This window comes from Streptomyces recifensis (assembly GCF_002154615.1).
GTDB classification, from domain to species: domain Bacteria; phylum Actinomycetota; class Actinomycetes; order Streptomycetales; family Streptomycetaceae; genus Streptomyces; species Streptomyces griseoluteus.
This window is the reverse complement of record NZ_MUNH01000172.1, coordinates 1-16,739: the sequence shown is the minus strand read 5'-3', so window position 1 is coordinate 16,739 and position 16,739 is coordinate 1. Positions and strand designations below refer to the sequence as shown.

General features: G+C 72.9%; 15 protein-coding genes and 2 pseudogenes. 5 read left to right on the top strand and 12 right to left on the bottom strand.

Translation table 11 applies throughout. The features are described 5' to 3' along the window. Positions 1-223 (top strand): hypothetical protein (locus CCN33_RS32495; RefSeq protein ID WP_208621711.1); only part of this gene is annotated, 223 nt, incomplete at its 5' end. 232 nt (positions 224-455) lie between these two features. On the opposite strand, the gene pheA is transcribed toward CCN33_RS32495, so the two are convergent. The 7 genes from pheA to CCN33_RS11005 form a co-directional block, all read right to left on the bottom strand. After that, positions 456-1,388, bottom strand: a complete 933-nt coding sequence (gene pheA, locus CCN33_RS11035) for a prephenate dehydratase (protein WP_086693466.1) — start codon at positions 1,386-1,388, stop codon at positions 456-458. Between the two features lie 111 nt (positions 1,389-1,499). After that, entirely contained in the window at positions 1,500-2,777 is a 1,278-nt protein-coding gene (efeB, locus tag CCN33_RS11030) for an iron uptake transporter deferrochelatase/peroxidase subunit (RefSeq protein WP_086693465.1), read from the bottom strand. Between the two features lie 8 nt (positions 2,778-2,785). Beyond that, complete coding sequence (locus CCN33_RS11025) at positions 2,786-4,771, bottom strand: copper resistance CopC/CopD family protein (protein ID WP_086693464.1); 1,986 nt, start codon at positions 4,769-4,771, stop codon at positions 2,786-2,788. 13 nt (positions 4,772-4,784) lie between these two features. Further along, positions 4,785-5,237, bottom strand: a complete 453-nt coding sequence (locus CCN33_RS11020; RefSeq protein ID WP_086693463.1) for a copper chaperone PCu(A)C — start codon at positions 5,235-5,237, stop codon at positions 4,785-4,787. Next, positions 5,234-5,905 (bottom strand): SCO family protein, encoded by a 672-nt coding sequence (locus CCN33_RS11015; RefSeq protein WP_086693462.1) that lies wholly within the window; start codon positions 5,903-5,905, stop codon positions 5,234-5,236. Before CCN33_RS11015 ends, CCN33_RS11020 begins: the two co-directional genes overlap by 4 nt. Positions 5,906-5,994: 89 nt before the next feature. Further along, positions 5,995-6,741 (bottom strand): YcnI family copper-binding membrane protein, encoded by a 747-nt coding sequence (locus CCN33_RS11010; protein WP_086693461.1) that lies wholly within the window; start codon positions 6,739-6,741, stop codon positions 5,995-5,997. A 146-nt stretch (positions 6,742-6,887) separates the two neighbouring features. Next, positions 6,888-7,733, bottom strand: coding sequence for a hypothetical protein (locus tag CCN33_RS11005; protein WP_086693460.1), 846 nt, complete (start codon positions 7,731-7,733; stop codon positions 6,888-6,890). A gap of 222 nt (positions 7,734-7,955) precedes the next feature. Between CCN33_RS11005 and CCN33_RS11000 the strand changes: the two genes are divergently transcribed. Next, on the top strand, positions 7,956-8,405 hold the full coding sequence (locus CCN33_RS11000) for an ATP-binding protein (RefSeq protein ID WP_086693459.1): 450 nt from the start codon (positions 7,956-7,958) through the stop codon (positions 8,403-8,405). Positions 8,406-8,456: 51 nt separating this feature from the next. On the opposite strand, the gene CCN33_RS10995 is transcribed toward CCN33_RS11000, so the two are convergent. Both CCN33_RS10995 and CCN33_RS10990 read right to left on the bottom strand, forming a co-directional pair. Further along, positions 8,457-9,923, bottom strand: coding sequence for an aminopeptidase P family protein (locus CCN33_RS10995; RefSeq protein ID WP_086693458.1), 1,467 nt, complete (start codon positions 9,921-9,923; stop codon positions 8,457-8,459). 127 nt (positions 9,924-10,050) lie between these two features. After that, positions 10,051-11,541 (bottom strand): PP2C family protein-serine/threonine phosphatase, encoded by a 1,491-nt coding sequence (locus CCN33_RS10990; RefSeq protein ID WP_208621710.1) that lies wholly within the window; start codon positions 11,539-11,541, stop codon positions 10,051-10,053. Between the two features lie 503 nt (positions 11,542-12,044). On the opposite strand from CCN33_RS10990, the gene CCN33_RS10985 reads away from it, so the two are divergent. Continuing rightward, positions 12,045-12,710, top strand: a complete 666-nt coding sequence (locus tag CCN33_RS10985) for a bifunctional DNA primase/polymerase (protein WP_086693456.1) — start codon at positions 12,045-12,047, stop codon at positions 12,708-12,710. A gap of 55 nt (positions 12,711-12,765) precedes the next feature. Beyond that, positions 12,766-13,296 carry a hypothetical protein gene (locus CCN33_RS10980; RefSeq protein ID WP_086693455.1) on the top strand — a complete coding sequence of 177 codons (531 nt, stop codon included), beginning with the start codon at positions 12,766-12,768 and terminating at the stop codon, positions 13,294-13,296. Between the two features lie 211 nt (positions 13,297-13,507). Here CCN33_RS10980 and CCN33_RS10975 read toward each other — a convergent pair whose 3' ends face one another. The 3 genes and pseudogenes from CCN33_RS10975 to CCN33_RS10965 all read right to left on the bottom strand — a co-directional run bounded on the left by CCN33_RS10975 (position 13,508) and on the right by CCN33_RS10965 (position 16,138). Further along, positions 13,508-14,479, bottom strand: a complete 972-nt coding sequence (locus CCN33_RS10975; RefSeq protein ID WP_086693454.1) for a DUF5926 family protein — start codon at positions 14,477-14,479, stop codon at positions 13,508-13,510. A 138-nt stretch (positions 14,480-14,617) separates the two neighbouring features. Then, positions 14,618-15,083 (bottom strand): annotated as a pseudogene (locus tag CCN33_RS10970) (ATP-binding protein). Positions 15,084-15,319: 236 nt separating this feature from the next. Then, positions 15,320-16,138, bottom strand: coding sequence for a glycerophosphodiester phosphodiesterase (locus tag CCN33_RS10965; protein WP_086693453.1), 819 nt, complete (start codon positions 16,136-16,138; stop codon positions 15,320-15,322). Between the two features lie 414 nt (positions 16,139-16,552). Here CCN33_RS10965 and CCN33_RS32490 point away from each other — a divergent pair. Continuing rightward, positions 16,553-16,739, top strand: a pseudogene (locus CCN33_RS32490) (protease); the annotation flags it as partial.

The following is a 16,739-nucleotide window of genomic DNA, read 5'->3' as shown; positions in this document are numbered from 1 at the left end:
CGACGAGCGCGACGTCCTCTCCACGAGCACGCTGGGAGGCGCGCGCACGGTCAGGGTCCTCACGAAGCAGGCGAAGGTCAATCACAGGCCCAAGGCTACCGGTGCCCGCGGACCGGCCGGGACCCATATACCTGGGGCGGGCGCGCGCATCCACACCCTGGGGAAAGTTATCCACAGGCTGTGTGGAGTGACTGTGGATTTCGGAATTGATCATTCCGAGTGAGTTGTCGCCCGTGGAATTCTCGGTTCAAACTCTCTGGATAACCACTTTCGAGTGGAAAGTGGTCGTCCCAAAAGCCGAATCGATGGAAACAGGTGGACGAAGGGTGATCCGGGCTGGGCAGAATGCAGCTGCGGACTGTGAACCGATTTGTCGACCGGCTGGGCCTTGTTGTCGACTTGTCCCCAGGTAGAGAAGCGGACCTGTGGATAACTTCTGTGGATAACGCGGACCGCTAGAAACGGCCGTCCTGGCAGCGGGTCACCCAGTCGGAGGCGGCCAGGAACTCCTGGTCGGACGTGCCCGGCTGAAGGGGCCGCGCCCCGCCCGGCGCGATGTCGGCCCGCGGATAGGAACCCAGGAATCGCACCTGGAGACAGACCCGCTTCAGCCCCATCAGTGCCTCCGCCATCCGCCGGTCGGAGATGTGCCCCTCGGCGTCCACGCAGAAGCAGTAGTTTCCGATGCCCTCGCCGGTCGGCCGGGACTGGAGCAGCATCAGGTTGATACCGCGGGTGGCGAACTCGTCGATCAGGTCACGCAGGGCGCCGGGGTGGTCCTCCCGCTGCCACAGCACCACCGAGGTCTTGTCCGCACCGGTCGGCGCGGCGGGCCGGGCGGGCCTGCCAACCAGCACGAACCGGGTCTGCGCGTTCTCCGCGTCATGGATGTCGGTCTCCAGCGGCACCAGGCCGTACCGCGCCGCGGCGAACTCACCCGCGAAGGCCGCGTCGTACCGGCCCTCCTGGACCAGGCGGGCGCCGTCCGCGTTGGAGGCGGCCGACTCCCACAGGGCGTCGGGGAGGTGGGCGCGCAGCCAGTTGCGGACCTGCGGCTGAGCTGCGGGATGGGCGGTGACCGTCTTGATGTCGGCCAGCTTCGTGCCCGGCCGGACCAGCAGCGCGAAGGTGATCGACAGCAGCACCTCGCGGTAGATCGTGAGCGGCTCACCCGCGACCAGCTCGTCCAGGGTGGTGGTGATCCCGCCCTCGACCGAGTTCTCGATCGGCACGAACGCGGCCTCCGCCTCGCCGGTGCGTACCGCGTCCAGCGCGGACTGCACCGAGACGTACGGGATCAGCTCGCGGGTGGCGGCCTCCGGGAGAGTGCGGAGGGCGACTTCGGTGAAGGTGCCTTCGGGACCGAGATACGCGTAACTCGCTGGCATGCCCTCACCCTAATGGCCCTGCGGCGACCCGGCCCGGCCGTCTCATGCCGGCCACCCTTCCGGGTGGTTTCGATCCCGGACGCCTGCGAGACGAGCGTCCGGGATGCCTGGTCAGCCCTCCAGCAGCCGCTGGCCCACGTACTCGCCCTTCGCCGCGCCCCCCGGCACCGCGAACAGCCCGCTCGCCTCGTGCCGCAGGTACCGCGACAGCGCGTCGCCCCGGTCGAGCTTGCGCTGCACCGGGACGAAGCCGCGCAGCGGGTCGGCCTGCCAGCAGATGAACAGCAGCCCGGCGTCGGGGGTGCCGTCCGCGTCGTAGCCGTCGTGGAAGGAGAAGGGGCGGCGCAGCATCGCGGCCCCGCCGTTCTGGTCGGGCCGGGTGATCCGGGCGTGCGCGTTGAGCGGGACGACGTACTCGCCCTGCGCGTCCGCCTTCTCCAGGTCCATCGGGGTGGTCTCGTCGCCGCCGGACAGCGGGGCGCCGTCCGACTTGCGGCGGCCGATCACCGCCTCCTGCGCCGGGCGCGCCAGCTTCTCCCAGTCGTCCAGCAGCATGCGGATGCGGCGGACGACGGCGTAGGAGCCGTTCGCCATCCAGGCGGGCTCGCCCGAGGCGGGCACGAAGATCCGCTGGTCGAAGTCCGGTTCGGCGGGCTTGGGGTTGCGGGTGCCGTCGATCTGGCCCATCAGGTTGCGCGTGGTCATCGCATGGGCGGTGGTGCCGGGCGAGCGGTTGAAGCCGTTCATCTGCCAGCGGACGCGGGCCGCGTCGCCCGCCTCCTTCTGCAGGGCGCGCAGCGCGTGGAAGGCGACCAGCGCGTCATTGGCGCCGATCTGCACCCAGAGGTCGCCCTCGCCGCGCTTCCTGTCGAGGTGGTCGGCGGAGAAGTCGGGCAGCGGGTCCAGCGCGGCCGGCCGCTGCTTCTCCAGCCCGGTGCGGGCGAAGAAGCTGTGCCCGAAGCCGAAGGTGACGGTCAGCGAGGAGGGCCCGGCGTCGCGGGCCACATCGGTGTCCTCGTGCGGGGCCGGCTCGCCCGCCATCAGCCGCTCGGCCGCCGCCGACCAGCGGCGCAGGAGGGCCGCCGCCTCCTTGCGGCCCGCGCCCGGCTTCAGATCGAAGGCCACGAGATGGCCGTGGGCCTGGAGGGCATCGGTGATGCCGGGCTGATGTTTCCCGTGAAACATCGCGCGGTCCGTGCCGATCGAGGTGAGCGGCGTGGCCGGGGCGGGCGCGGCGGCGTACCCAAGGGCGCCGCCCGCCGCGCCGAGCACGAGGCCGGTGGCCCCGGCGGTGCCGAGCAGGGCTCGGCGGGAGACGCCCCGGCCCGGCTCGGGGGCGGGCCGCCCGGCTTCCGGGATACGGGTCTGGGGGACGGACGGGTCGGGCATGGTGCGGTTCAGCCGATCTGCGCGTTCTTGGAGACGGTCACCTGGTCGATGTCGGAGGTCCGTACGGTGACGGCGACCTCCCAGTCTCCCGCCATGGGGACCTGGACACCGTCGGCTGCCCAGTGGCCGGTGGTGATGTGTTCCGGGGTCACCGGGAGCGGGCCGATCTTCTTCGCCTTCAGGGTGAGGGCGACCTTCACCTCGGGGATGTCGTACGGGCGCCCGTCGGGCCGCTGGACGTACAGATGCATCTCGTTGGCGCCGACGCGGGCGGGGTCGAGGTCGATTCTGACCAGGCCCTTGCCGTTCTTGCCACCGGTGTCGAAGGGCATGTCCAGGGTGAGGGCGCCGGAGCTGTCGGCCGGGGAACTCGCGGCCGGGGCGGTGGCCGCCCTGGCCTCCTGCTCGGTACGGCCCGGCTCGGTCTGCGTGAGCGCGGTGGTCACCGCGAGCAGCACGACGGCGACGCCGGCCTCCGCCAGCACCGACCGGCGCAGCCCGGCCCGACTCGGGTCGGCATCCCGCACCCGCTTGCGCCGCGCGGTCTCGACGGCGGCCCGCTGCCGCGCGAGCTGTGCGGCCCGGCCGGGGTCGGCGGGAGCCTCCTGTTCGGCGGCCGGCCCGGTTTCCCCGGCCTCGGCGACGGCGGCACCGGACGGCACGGTGGCGGCGAGGGGCGCCTGCTCCTCCGCCTCGGCCTGCGGGGCGTCCTCGGCTGCCTCGGACGCCGCTTCGGCCGTACCCCCGAGCCTGCCCGTCCACCGCCGGGAGATCCACGCCAGCCCCACCATGACCGCGACAAGCCCCAGCTTGACCAGCAGCAACTGGCCGTAACGGGTGTCGGTGAAGGCCGACCAGGAGCCGAGCTGACGCCAGGACTGGTAGACACCGGTGGCGACCAGGGCCAGAACGGAGCCGAAGGCCAGCCGGGAGAAGCGCCGCACGGCACCCGTGCCGAGCGGGGTGTCGGCGGGCGCCCGGTACAGGGCGACGAGCAGCGCGGTCAGTCCGCCGAACCAGCAGGCGACGGCGAGCAGATGCACGATGTCGACCGGCATGGCGATACCCGGCTGGAGCCCGGTGGACGCGTGCTCGGCCATCGCCCAGCTCGCCGCGAGCCCGGCCCCGACGACGACCCCGCCGATGGCGAGCCCGAAGCCCAGGTCACGCCGCTCGGCGGCCGCGTCCTCATCGGCCCCCTCCTCCTCTTCCCGCCGCGCGTACGCCCCGAAGAGCACCGCGACGAACAGCGCGGCGGCGGCGAGCAGCAGCAGCCGGGAGACCAGCGCGGCCCCGGTCTTGGTCTGGAGCACCTGCCCGAGCAGATCGAGGTCGAGGACGTCGCCGAGCTTGCCGGAGGAGGTGTACGACCCCCGAAGCAGCAGCAGCCCGAGCGTTGCCGCGGTGAGCGTCAGCCACCCGCCGACCACGAGCCGCTGGAGCGCCCGTACCCCCGCGCCCTGCCGCCAGCAGGCCAGCACGAAGGCGGCGCCGCCGCCCAGCACGATGAAGCCCGCGTAGGACAGGTACCGCCCGACGGCGTACAGCCGGCCCACCGGCCCGCCGCCCGCACCCGCCCCCGTGTCGGAGACGACCGTGCGCGAGGGCGCGCCGATGGAGAAGGTGTAGGCCCCGGCGACGGGGTGGCTGTCGGCCGAGACCACCTGGTAGGCGACGGTGTAGGTACCGTCCGCCAGCCCGGCGTGCAGCCGGACCGCGTAGGTGGTGCCGCTGACGTTCGCCGGTCTGCCGGACTGGACCGGCTTGCCCTTGGGGTCGAGCACGCGCAGCGAGTTGTCGCCCATCGCCACCTGCTCGGAGAAGGTGAGCGAGATCTGGGTGGGGGCCCGGTCGACCACCACCCCCTGCGCGGGGTCGCTGCCGGTCAGCGCGGCGTGCGCGGAGGCGGGCGCGGCGCCCGCGAACAGCGCGCCGGTGACGGCGAGGAGCAGCAGTACCAGGGTGCGCAGCCGGGGGGTGATGGTCCGCGTCAAGGTGGTCCCTCCCTCAGTGTCCGGTCGACGGGTTGTACGTGGCGGACCGCACCGGCATCTCGACGGTGAGCGGACCGGACCGGGCGAAGCCCAGCTTGAGCTTGACGGTCTGGCCCTGGCGCGGCTTCTGCTTGAGCTGCTCGAACATCAGGTGGTTGCCGCCGCTTCGGAACACGAGCCGGCCGTGCGCGGGCACCGCGAAGGAGGTGCGCTCGGCCATGGTGCCGCCGCTGGTGCTGTGCATGGTGACCCGGCCGATGTCGCTGCTGACCGAGGTGAGCTCGTCCTGCTCGCCGCCCCTGTTGGTGACGGTGAGGAAGCCCGCGGCCATGTCGGCGGCGACCGGCTGGGGCATGTAGGTGGCGCTCACCGACAGTTCGGGCTCGCCGGCCCCCTGTCCGGAGCCGCACCCCGTGAGGGCGAGGGCGGCGGCTAGGGCGGTGACGGGCAGCGCGGCCCGCTTCACGGCTTCGCCCCGCGTACGAGCTTGGGCAGGTCCTTGGTCCAGTCGTCGACGGTGGCCTCCTCGCCGTAGAGGACGTAGCCGCCGTTCGTCTTCGGGGAGAAGGCGATGACCTGGGTGCCGTGGACGGAGACGGTCTTGCCGTTCTTGTCCTTGCTGGTCGGCTCGACCGAGATGCCGAGCGAGCGGGCGCCCGCCTGGATGGTGGCGAAGTCGCCGGTCAGGCCGGTGAAGCGCGCGTCGATGCTCTTGAGCCAGGTGCCCAGCTCGGCCGGGGTGTCACGGCCGGGGTCGGTGGTGACGAAGACGACGCGCAGGTCGTCCTGCTCGGCCTTGGGCAGCGCCTTCACGGCGACGGCGATGTTGCTCATCGTCGTGGGGCACACGTCGGGGCAGTGGGTGTAGCCGAAGTAGACGAGCGTCGGATGGCCCTTGGTCTCGGCCCGCAGGTCGTACTTCTTGCCGCGGGTGTCGGTGAGGACCAGGTCGGGCTTGGCGAAGGGCTGGTCGAGGACGGTGGCGGCCTTGTCGGAGCCGCCCTCCTCGACCACGGAGACGGGCGAGGAGGCGGAGTCGTCACCGCTGCCGCAGGCGGACAGGGTGAAGGCGGCGGCGGCCAGCAGGGCGGCCGCGGCCAGCGTCTTCTTGCGCGGAGAAAGCGGAGAGAGCATGGAGAGATGTCCCGGGGGGTCGATGACTCCCGCGCGCACCGGGGCCGTACCGGGCGGGCACGGCCCCGGTGCGCGCGGATCAGTTGGGGTCAGGCGGTGCGGCGGCGGCCCGCGAGGACGCCGTAGGCCACGCCCGCGACGCCGATCACGATGCCGACGATGCCGAGCACGCGGGCGGTGGTGTCGGTGCCGCCGTCGGAGTCGGCGGCCGCCTCCTGGTGGGCGTCGTCCTTGTCGCCGCCCTTGGCGTCGTCATCGGCGGCGGCGGCCGTGCCGTGGTGGTCGTCGGTCGCGGCGGACAGCGCCAGCGTCGGGGCCGGGTTCTCCGGCTCGTCCTGCCCCTCCTGCGGCACCTCGATCCAGCGGACGACCTCCTTGTTGGAGTACGTCTGGATCGCCTTGAAGACGAGCTGGTCGGTGTCCTCGGGCAGCGCGCCCAGCGAGAGCGGGAACTTCTGGAAGTAGCCGGGCTCGATGCCCTTGCCGTCGGCGGTCCAGGTGACCTTGGTGACGGCCTCCCCGATCTTCTCGCCGTGCATGGTCAGCGGCTTGTCCAGCTTGGACTTGGTCACCTTCACGCTCCAGCCGGGCACCGGCTGCGGCATGACGGAGGCCAGCGGGTGCTCGGCGGGGAGGTTGACCTCGATCTTCGTGGTGGAGGCGTTGTCGCGCTCGTTGGGCACCTTGAAGTCGACGGTGGCGTAGCCGCCCTTGGCCGCCGTGCCCTCCGGCTGCACGGAGACGTGCGCGAAGGCGGGGACCGACACGGCGAGGACGGTCGCCCCCGCCACGGCGACGGCGGCGGTGACACGGGAGGCGGTACGGGAGATCTGCATGCTGGGAAAACTCCGCTCTTGAGCGAGATCCGGTGCTGAGCCCGGTGACGGTGAGGGGTGCGCGGGGCGCGCAGGAGAGGCGCACGCGCGCGTGCCGCGCGACGACGGCCGTTCCCCTCCTCGTACGTACGGGAGCGGTGGTCGCGTCAGGCGGCGAGACGGAACGCGTCGGCGGGCGGCCCGCGCCGGATCACCGAGTGCTGGAGCGCGGCGGCCTGCGGGACCGGCGCCTCGTCCCGCTCGGTGCGGGCGAGGCGCGGGGCGGGCCCGGACGCGGGCAGCAGCCCGGCGTACAGGGCGCGGGTCAGCGCGAGCGCGGCCCGCAAGGAGCGCACGAGTGCGCCCTCCGCGACCCCGTGTGTCGACAGCTCGACCAGCCGCAGCACGGCCAGGTCGCCCCGGCGCAGCAGCCAGCCCAGGGCGAGCGCCGCGAGGAGGTGGCCGAGAAGCATCGGCAGCGAGAGCAGGGAGAGCGCCGACGGCACCGGGCCGGCCGGGGAGCCGGCCATGCCGGAGGCGTGCCCGCCGGTCGCCGCGTGCCCGGTGAAGCGGCCCGAGGCGTCGATGAGACGGGCGTCGAGCAGCAGGCGGTAGGCGTGGCCGGGGGTGAGGGTGGCCGGGCCGGACCCGCACAGCAGCTGGGCGGCCCGCTGGACCATCTCGTCGTCGGCCGCGCCGGAGTGCGCGGTGCCCATGGACGCCATGGGCTGCGCGGTGTGCTGGCCGAGGCCGAACAGCGTGTGCAGGGCGACCTGGCCGAGGGCGAGGAGGGCCGTGATGGCGGGTACCGACCGGGCCCGTCCGGCGAGCGGCGCCATGACCAGCAGGGAGCCCGCGAACCCGGCGCCCAGCGTCCACAGCGGGACGTTCGCGCAGGAGGCCGTGGTGTGCCCGGCGGCGGCCAGCACGACACAGACCGCGGCGAAGACCGCGGCCCGTAGCAGCCGGACGCGGGGTCCGGGTCGCGCCGTGCGCGGACGAGGGGCACTCATGGCGGGGCTCATCATCGCACTGCGCCCGCCGCACCCCCGAGGCAGGGCCGCCGGATCGCGCCACCGCCGGGACGCGCGCTGCGGCGACGGCCGTACCTCATACCCCGATTCGTCCCGGCGCACATCGACCATATGGGCGGCATCACGTCACTTGCGGGCTTACGGGCGCTCACGCGCGGCAATAGGTAACGGTATGTCGAGCCGCGGCCGGGAGGCTGGAGCATGAGCATCTGGTGGTCACTCCATCTGCGCCGCGATGCCGCGAGCGTCCCGCTCGCCCGGCGGCTGCTGATCGGCACCATGGAGACGGCCGGGGTCGACCCCGACGTCTCCTACGACATCTCCGTGGCCCTCACCGAGGCGTGCGCCAACGCCGTCGAGCACGGCGGGAACGCGCACGGGGAGCACACGGAGGCGTATCGGGTGACGGCCTATCTGGACGGCGAGAAGTGCCGCATCGAGGTGGCCGACTCGGGCCCCGGTGTCGCGTCCGCCCCCGCCCTGGGCATCCGGATGGCCCGCGTGGACGCCGAGGACGGCCGGGGCCTGTGTCTGATCCGGGAGCTGGCCGACCACGTCCACATCGGCGCCCGGCCGGGTCGGGCGGGCACCGTGGTCAGCTTCGACAAGATCCTGAAGTGGAAGAAGGACCCCTCACTGCTCACGGCGTGAGGGGTCCTTCACACAAGGGCCGGGCACGATGCCCGGCCCGTCGTCGTGTCGTCAGCCCTTGAGCGACGCCATCCACGCCTCGACCTCGCCGGAGCGGCGCGGCAGCCCCGCCGACAGGTTCCGGTTGCCCTCGGCGGTCACGAGGATGTCGTCCTCGATCCGGACGCCGATGCCCCGGTACTCCTCCGGCACCGTCAGGTCGTCGGCCTGGAAGTACAGGCCGGGCTCGACGGTGAGGACCATGCCGGGCTCCAGCGTGCCGTCGACGTAGGCCTCGGTGCGGGCGACCGCGCAGTCGTGGACGTCCATGCCGAGCATGTGACCGGTGCCGTGCAGGGTCCAGCGGCGCTGCAGGCCCAGCTCCAGGACGCGCTCGACCGGGCCCTCGACCAGGCCCCACTCGACCAGCTTCTCGGTGAGCACGCGCTGGGAGGCGTCGTGGAAGTCGCGGAACTTCGCGCCGGGCTTCACCGCCGCGATGCCGGCCTCCTGGGCCTCGTACACCGCGTCGTAGATCTTGCGCTGGAGGTCGGTGTAGGTGCCGTCGACCGGGAGGGTGCGGGTGACGTCGGCGGTGTAGAGGGTGTGGGTCTCCACGCCGGCGTCCAGCAGCAGCAGGTCGCCGGAGCGGACCGGGCCGTCGTTGCGCACCCAGTGCAGGGTGCAGGCGTGTGCGCCGGAGGCGCAGATCGAGCCGTAGCCGATGTCGTTGCCCTCCACGCGTGCGCGGAGGAAGAAGGTGCCCTCGATGTAGCGCTCCGAGGTGGCCTCGGCCTTGTCGAGGACCTTCACCACGTCCTCGAAGCCGCGCACGGTGGAGTCGACGGCCTTCTGCAGCTCGCCGATCTCGAACTCGTCCTTGACCAGGCGGGCCTCGGAGAGGAAGACGCGCAGCTCCTCGTCGCGCTCGGCGGTGACCTTGTCGGTCAGGGCCGCCTCGATCGCGGCGTCGTGACCGCGCACCACGCGCACCGGCCCGGTGGCCTCACGCAGTGTATCGGCCAGCTCGCGCACGTCGGCGGCCGGGATGCCGTACAGCGCCTCGGACTCGGTCAGCGAGTGGCGGCGGCCGACCCACAGCTCGCCCTGGCCGGAGAGCCAGAACTCGCCGTTCTCGCGGTCGGAGCGGGGCAGCAGATAGATGGTGGCCTGGTGGCCGCCGGCGGTGGGCTCCAGGACCAGGACGCCGTCCTCGGTCTGGTTGCCGGTGAGGTAGGCGTACTCGGTGGCGGCGCGGAAGGCGTACTCGGTGTCGTTCGAGCGGGTCTTCAGGTTGCCCGCGGGGATCACCAGACGCTCGCCGGGGAAGCGGGCGGACAGCGCGGCGCGGCGGCGCGCGGTGGCGGCGGCCTGCGGGATCGGCTCCAGGTCACGCAGCTCGGTGTCGGCCCAGCCGGAGCGCATGTTCTCCGCCAGTTCGTCGGAGACACCGGGGTAGAGACCGTTCTTGCGCTGCTTGATGGGCTCCTCGGCCTCGGTGGCCTCGTCGGTAACGGCCGGGTTGAGCTCGTCGGACACTGATCCTCCTCGGTACGGCGTGTGGTCTCCCCCAGGGGGCACGCGGCGCTCGCGTCCACGCCCGAGCGAGGGTGCCTCCATCATCGTACGTTCGTACCGAAACCGGACCGGTCGGGCCTGCCTCGGCTCAGTCGAAGCGGGCCGCCAGGAGCACCACGTCCTCGTCGGCGGTGTCCTCCTCCGGCAGGAGGGTGGCGAGGACGTGATCGGCGACGGCGCCGGGGTCGGCGCGCAGGGCGCGCGGCACGCCGGCCGCGGCCGCGTGCAGCCGGGCGAAGGCCCGGTCCATGGCCTCGCCGGTACGCCGGAGCAGCCCGTCGGTGTAGAGGAGAACCGTCTCTCCGGACTGGACGCCGAACTCCACGCTGGGCGCCTCCCAGCAGGCCAGCATGCCGAGCGGGGCGGACAGGGAGGTCTCGACGTACTCGGTGCGGCGCTCCCCGACGAGCAGCGGCGGGCTGTGCCCGGCACCGGCCAGGGTGACCCGGCGCGCGGCGGGCTCGCAGTAGGCGAACAGGGCGGTGGCCGAGCGGGCGGGCTCGGTCAGCCGGAGCAGCAGCTCCAGGTCGGAGAGGACGGCGACCGGGTCCTCGCCCTCCATCACCGCGTAGGCCCGCAGGGAGGCGCGGAGCCGGCCCATCGCGGCGACGGTGCCCGGCCCGCTGCCGGTGACGGAGCCGACGGAGAGGCCGAGGGCGGCGTCGGGCAGCGGCAGCGCGTCGTACCAGTCGCCGCCGCCGCGCGGGCCGGCGCGGTGCCGGACGGCGAGCTGGACACCCGGGACGCGGGGGAGCCGGGAGGGGAGCAGTTCCTCGGTGAGGATGGCGGTGTTCAGGCGGGCGCGCTCCACCTCCAGCAGCAGGGCGAGGTGCTCGGTGGTCTGGCGGAGGTAGAGCGCGACGAGATGTCTGTGATGTTCGTCAGGGGCGGCCGGTTCGTCGTAGAGCCAGACGGCGGCGCCGATGTGGGTGCTGTCGGTGGCCAGCGGCAGGGCGTGGCTGGCGGCGTAACCGAGGCGGGCGGCGACCTCGCGGTGGCGGGGGTCGAGGCCGGGCTCGGCCAGGAGGTCGGCGGTACCGGTCAGCAGCGCCTCGCGGGGGACGGTCTCCATGTGGCCGAGATCGGCCCGGCCCAGACCGAGGCCGACGGTGCTGCGGGGGCCGAGTCCGTCGCCGGGTTCCAGTACGACGAGACCGCGCCGGGCACCCACGAGGGCGGCACCGGCGCGCAGCAGTTCCTCAAGTGCGGCTGGCAGAGCTGATGTTCGGCACATCCGCTCGGTCAGCTCATGGAGGGTGGTGAGGTCGGAGACCCAGCCGGCCAGCCGGTCCTGGAGCAGGCTGCCGGGGGCCTCCGCGGCGGCGACGGGGAGCGGGGTGCCTTCTGGGGCGTCCGGTGCGGGACCGGCTTCCGGGGCGAGGGATGCGGGCGCGACAGTGTGGGCGGGAGTGGGAACCGTGGGATCGATTCCGGCCACTTTCGGAGGGTGCGGGGCGTTCATGGCGTCCGGCTCTCGGACCGGTGCGTCTTGCTGAAAAGCATCGCAAACCCCCATGTGATTCTGCGCCGCCAGCAGTGTCTCCACATGTACACGCACTCGTGAGGGGATGTCCAGCATTGTCCTGCGGGGATTCCTGGTGTTGGCGGGGCGCGGGAGGGATATCCCGGAACCCCTTGCCCTACTGGCAAGTTGGCTGGAAACTGCCTCGGGTGGAGCGTCATTGCGGTCGACTGGCCCTGCTCGACGGAGCGTCACCACGGTCGTGCGGGGTACGTACTCGAGAGAAGTCCAGGGGTGGCCACAGGCCGCCCGGAACCTGGCGAAGGACCCGGACGTCATAACCACCGACGACCGGGCCCCATCCTCCCGTGGCGGAGGCGGAGAGAAACACGCGCGACGGCAAAACGCCAGACTTCGCCACCCCCGTGCCGTGTCCGTGCTCCAGAAGAACCGCACGTCTGAAGAACCGCACGTCGGACGCGGCCGTTGTTCCATCCCTGGGGGTTCCCCCGCCGTACGCGGGGGCGTGATGCGCCAACAGGTACGCACAGTGAAGTGATCCACACATGTTGTGATGTCCACGGTGTTGCCAGCGGTGCAACGGAAAGGAACGAGCGCTCATGCGCGAGATCCTCGGAAGCCGAAGCGGCCTTCCGCCCCGACGGGGCGACGACGGCCCGGCGCTGATCGACGCGGCCACGACCTTCGCGGCGACGTGGCGGTGGCCCGTACTGCCGGGCACCGCCCCCGATCCGCAGGGCCCGGCCGGCTGCTCCTGCCCCGACCCCGCCTGCACGGTGCCCGGTGCCCATCCCGGTGACCCCGATCTGCTGGCGGCCACCACCGACGCCCGCATGGTGCGCTGGTGGTGGACCAGCCGGCCGGACGCGCCGATCGTGCTCGCCACCGGCGGTCAGGCCCCCTGCGCGGTCAGCCTGCCCGCCGTGGCCGGAGCCCGCGCGCTGGCGCTGCTGGACCGGCGCGGCATGCGGCTCGGCCCGGTCGTCGCGGCCCCGCACCGCTGGGCGATCCTCGTGAAGCCCTACTCCATGGAGCAGTTGGGCGAACTGCTGTACGCCAAGGACTTCGTCCCCGGCTCGCTCCGCTTCCACGGCGAGGGCGGCTACCTCGCCCTCCCGCCCTCCACCACCGGCCAGGGTGACGTCCACTGGGAGCGCGCCCCGCTGCCCGGCTCCGCCTCCCCGTGGCTGCCCGACGTGGAGGCCGTGGTGGACGCGGTGGTCGAGGCCCTCACTCGTACGGGTGTGAGCGCGCCCGAGTTGTAGGGGTGTCGGGGGCGCGCGGGGCCTTCGGGTCGCGCGCGCTCGTTATCTTCCGCCCATGCTGCGAATTCACCGGTCCCGCGCGGGCGGGCCGGGAGCCGGTCCGCTCCGTACCTCCGCCCTGGCGGGTCTCGTCGCGGCGGCGCTGCTGCTGTCGCTGGGCGGGGCGTCGGCGGAACAGGACGTGGACGGGGACGGGGACGGACGCGCGGCTTCGGCTGCGGTGCCCTCTTCCCCGGACCGGATGACCCGCACCCGCTGCGGGCCCGAACTCGCCTCGCCCGACGGGCTGGAGGCGCAGACCTGTGTCCTGACGCGGGGCGGCGACACCTGGGCGCGGGTGTACTACCGCAACACCACCGGCGACGCCCTGGACGCCGGCCTGAGCCTGCTGGGCCCGGACGGCCGGGCGGTGCGTACGACGTGTGTCACCGGCGCGGACGACGCGCCCGCCACCTGTGAGACCCCGCGTGAGCACACGTGGGGCGCGGGGGCCGCGTACACGGCCGTCTCCGAGTTCGCGCGCGGCGCCGAGGAACCGCTGCTGCTCCGCTCCGCCAGCAACTCCGCTGACTTGCACGGAAGTTGAGGAACCGAGGCGGCCGACCGGGGCCGGCGCGGGCATGGAAAGGCCCGGTTGCTGGCGACGGGGGATGCACCAGCAACCGGGCTACTGGAACGGTAACAAGAGATCGGCGGTTCGCAAATTCGGTCCGGCTCATTCGGACACCGATTCGCTTGTCACACCGAGGAGTTGTGACAGGAGTCACCCGCTCCCCAGCTCCAGGCCCTACCGGGGGTCAGCTGAGCGTGACCTGCCGGTTGGTGAGGCCGCCGCGTGCCCGGCGCTCCTCCGGGGTGAGCGGCTCGGTCACCGCGAGGGCCGCGGCCAGCCGCTCGGCGAACTCGGCGGCCGGCTTCTCGATCTCCTCGGCGCCGACCCCGCTCGGCAGGTCCCACACCGGCACGGTCAGCCCGTGCGCGCGGAACGAGCCGACCAGGCGGGTGCCCTCACCCAGGCTGGACGTGCCCGCCGCGTGCAGCCGGGCCAGCGCGTCCAGCAGGTGCTCCTCCTCGTGCGGCATGACCCAGCGCAGGTGGTTCTTCTCCGGGGTCTCGCACCAGTACGCGGCGTCCACCCCGGTCAGCTTGACCGTGGGGATCGCGGCGGAGTTGGCCCGCTCCAGGGAGGCGGCCACCTCGGGCGTCGCGTTCTCCGCGTCCGGCACCCAGAACTCGAACCCGCTGTGCACGACCGGCTCGAAGCGGCCGTCGGCGGCGAGCAGGTCCTGGAGCCGGGGCGCGTCGGAGAGGGCGCGGCGGCCCTCCACCGGGGTGCCCGGCTCGGCCACCAGGGCCCGCTGGAGGGTGTCGGCCAGATCGCGGCTGATGTCGCCGGAGGGGGTGTCGTTCTGCAGGCCCAGCAGCACCGAGCCGTCGTCACGGCGCAGCGCGGGCCACGCCATGGGCAGCACTGTGGCCAGCGTGACCGAGGGGACGCCCTCGGGCAGGCCGTCCTTCAGGGTGAGTTCGACGGTCGCGGCCGGGACCAGCTCGCGCAGCGCCACCCAGTCGCACTCGCCCGGCAGGCCCTCGAAGGGGCGCTGCACCAGTTCGGTCACCGCGTGCGCGGCCGCGCGGCCGTGACACGCCTTGTAGCGGCGGCCGCTGCCGCAGGGGCACGCCTCGCGGGCACCGACGACCGGAACCTCGCCCCCGGCCCCGTGCGGCTGCGGGCGGCTGCCCTTGGTCTGGGGTCGCTTCTTGGCCATCGTGGCTGTCTCCCGGTAACGGCTGGTCTCGTACGGGCGGGAGCCTAGCCGTTCGGGCCGCGAGCCACGGGAACCTGTGGACGACGCGGGCGGGGGTGGGCAGTGCCTGTGGACGACCGCCTCTTCCGGGACGCCCGTTCAGTCCAGGCTCTCGAACGCGTCCGTGAAGCCGAGTTCGGCCAGCGCGGCGACCGGTGCGGGGGTGGTGACGCGCGTAGCGAAAGATTCGAGCGGGGTGCCGGCATCGGGATCGTGCACGTCCGCGTGGACCACCACCCAGACCGTCACTTCGCCCGGCACGTCGTCCCGCACGCCCCAGTCGTCGGCGAGCGCGTCGATGATGCTCAGGCCCCGGCCGCCGTGCGCGGTGACCGAGGGGGTGGCCGGGGCCTGAGCATGTCGGGCCGCCGCCGTCGGTGACCTCCACGATGAGCCGTCCGCGCGGGTCGATCCGCCAGTCCGCGCGCACCGCGCCGTCCCCGGCCCGGGCACCGCCCAGGGGGCGTCCGTGCCGGTACGCGTTGCTCAGCAGCTCCGAGAGAATCAGCACGGCGTCGTCCACGACCGGTTCGGGGACCCCGCCGCCGCGCAGTTGCGCACGCATCCGGTGCCTCGCCTTCCCCACGCCGGCAGGGCCATGAGGTACGGCCATGCTCGACGACGCGGGCACTTCCTGTGCCACCACCAACGCCACCCCCGAGACCTCCTTCGCCCCACGCCACGGTGTGGATGCCCCATTGGCCTGAACCGGAAACCGGCCAGTCTCGTTCCGGCGACGCATTCGCGATCCAGGTGCGGGAGGCGAACGCGCCGGAGCACTCCCCGAGTCCGCGGCAGGGGTCAGCGGCCGAGACGCCCGAGCACCTCGCGCGGGCGGTTGGTGATGATGGCGTCGACGCCGAGTTCCACACAGAGGTCCACGTCGGCGGGGTCGTTCACCGTCCACACGTGCACCTGGTGACCGGCCTCCTTGAGCCGTCGTACGTACGCCGGGTGGCCGCGGGCGATGCGGAGGGAGGGGCCCGCGATGGTGACGCCCTCGGGGAGGCGTCCGTCGCGCAGGCGCGGGGTGGCGAACTGGGCGAGCAGTACCAGGGGCAGGGCCGGGGCGGCGGCGTGCACCCGGTGCAGGGAGCGGGCGGAGAAGCTCATCACGCGCACCGGTGAGGCTTCGGGGGAGGCGGGGGCGTGCAGCCCGTACCGGCGCAGCAGGGCGAGCAGGCGCTCCTCGACCTGGCCGGCCCAGCGGGTGGGGTGCTTGGTCTCGATGGCCAGCTCGACCCGGCGCCCGGCGTCGGCGACGAGTTGGAGGAGGCGCTCCAGGGTCAGCACCGAGGTCTCCTCGCGGTCCTCGGGCCGGTGTTCCCAGTCGGGCTCCTCGTCCCGGCCCGCGCGGCCCTTCCAGGAGCCGAAGTCGAGGGCCGAGAGGTCGGACAGCTCCAGGGCGGAGACCGCGCCCCGGCCGTTGGAGGTGCGGTTCACCCGGCGGTCGTGGACACAGACCAGATGTCCGTCGGCGGTGAGCCGTACATCGCACTCCAGGGCGTCCGCGCCGTCCTCGATCGCCTTGCGGTAGGCGGCGAGGGTGTGTTCGGGCGCGTCCTCGGAGGCTCCACGGTGGGCGACGACCTGGATCGTGTGGTGTGGTGCGTGGGTCACCGCGTCATGGTGCCACCGACCGGGGGTGGTGCGGGGCGCGCGAGCGGGCAGGCGACCGGGAGGAGTGCGCCACCGGGCGGGCCTCCGTGCATACTTATCTCACTTATGCCTGAGAAGTCCTATATAAAGGGTCCCCGCAGTCCCACAGGTACCGCTTACGGTGCCCTGACGGCCCGTGGGAAAAGCTGGGTGCGTACAACAGGAACAGGTACGGGACCATGTGCGGCCTTGTCGCGCCGGTCCGCGCGTCTTGGGCGACGGGCGTGCGCACGGCCAGGGGCATGACCGACCATGGACCAGCGCGACCGTACGCGCCCCGTGTACGACGTGGCGCGATCGGTGGGCGACTGAGCATGATCGAGTTCGACCGAGCGCGACCGACGACAACAGCCGTGGATCGAGGAGAGAAGAGCTGTGAGCACCGAGAACGAGGGCAACGCGGTACCCCCGGCCCCGTCCGCACCTCCTGTGCCGGTGGCATCTCCCGCTCCCCCGCAGGGTGACGCGGGTGCGACGGCTCAGCTTCCGCCGGTGCCTTCCGGCCCGCCGGAGCAGCACCCGTACGGACCCGGCCCCACCCAGACGTACGGCGCCCCCGAGG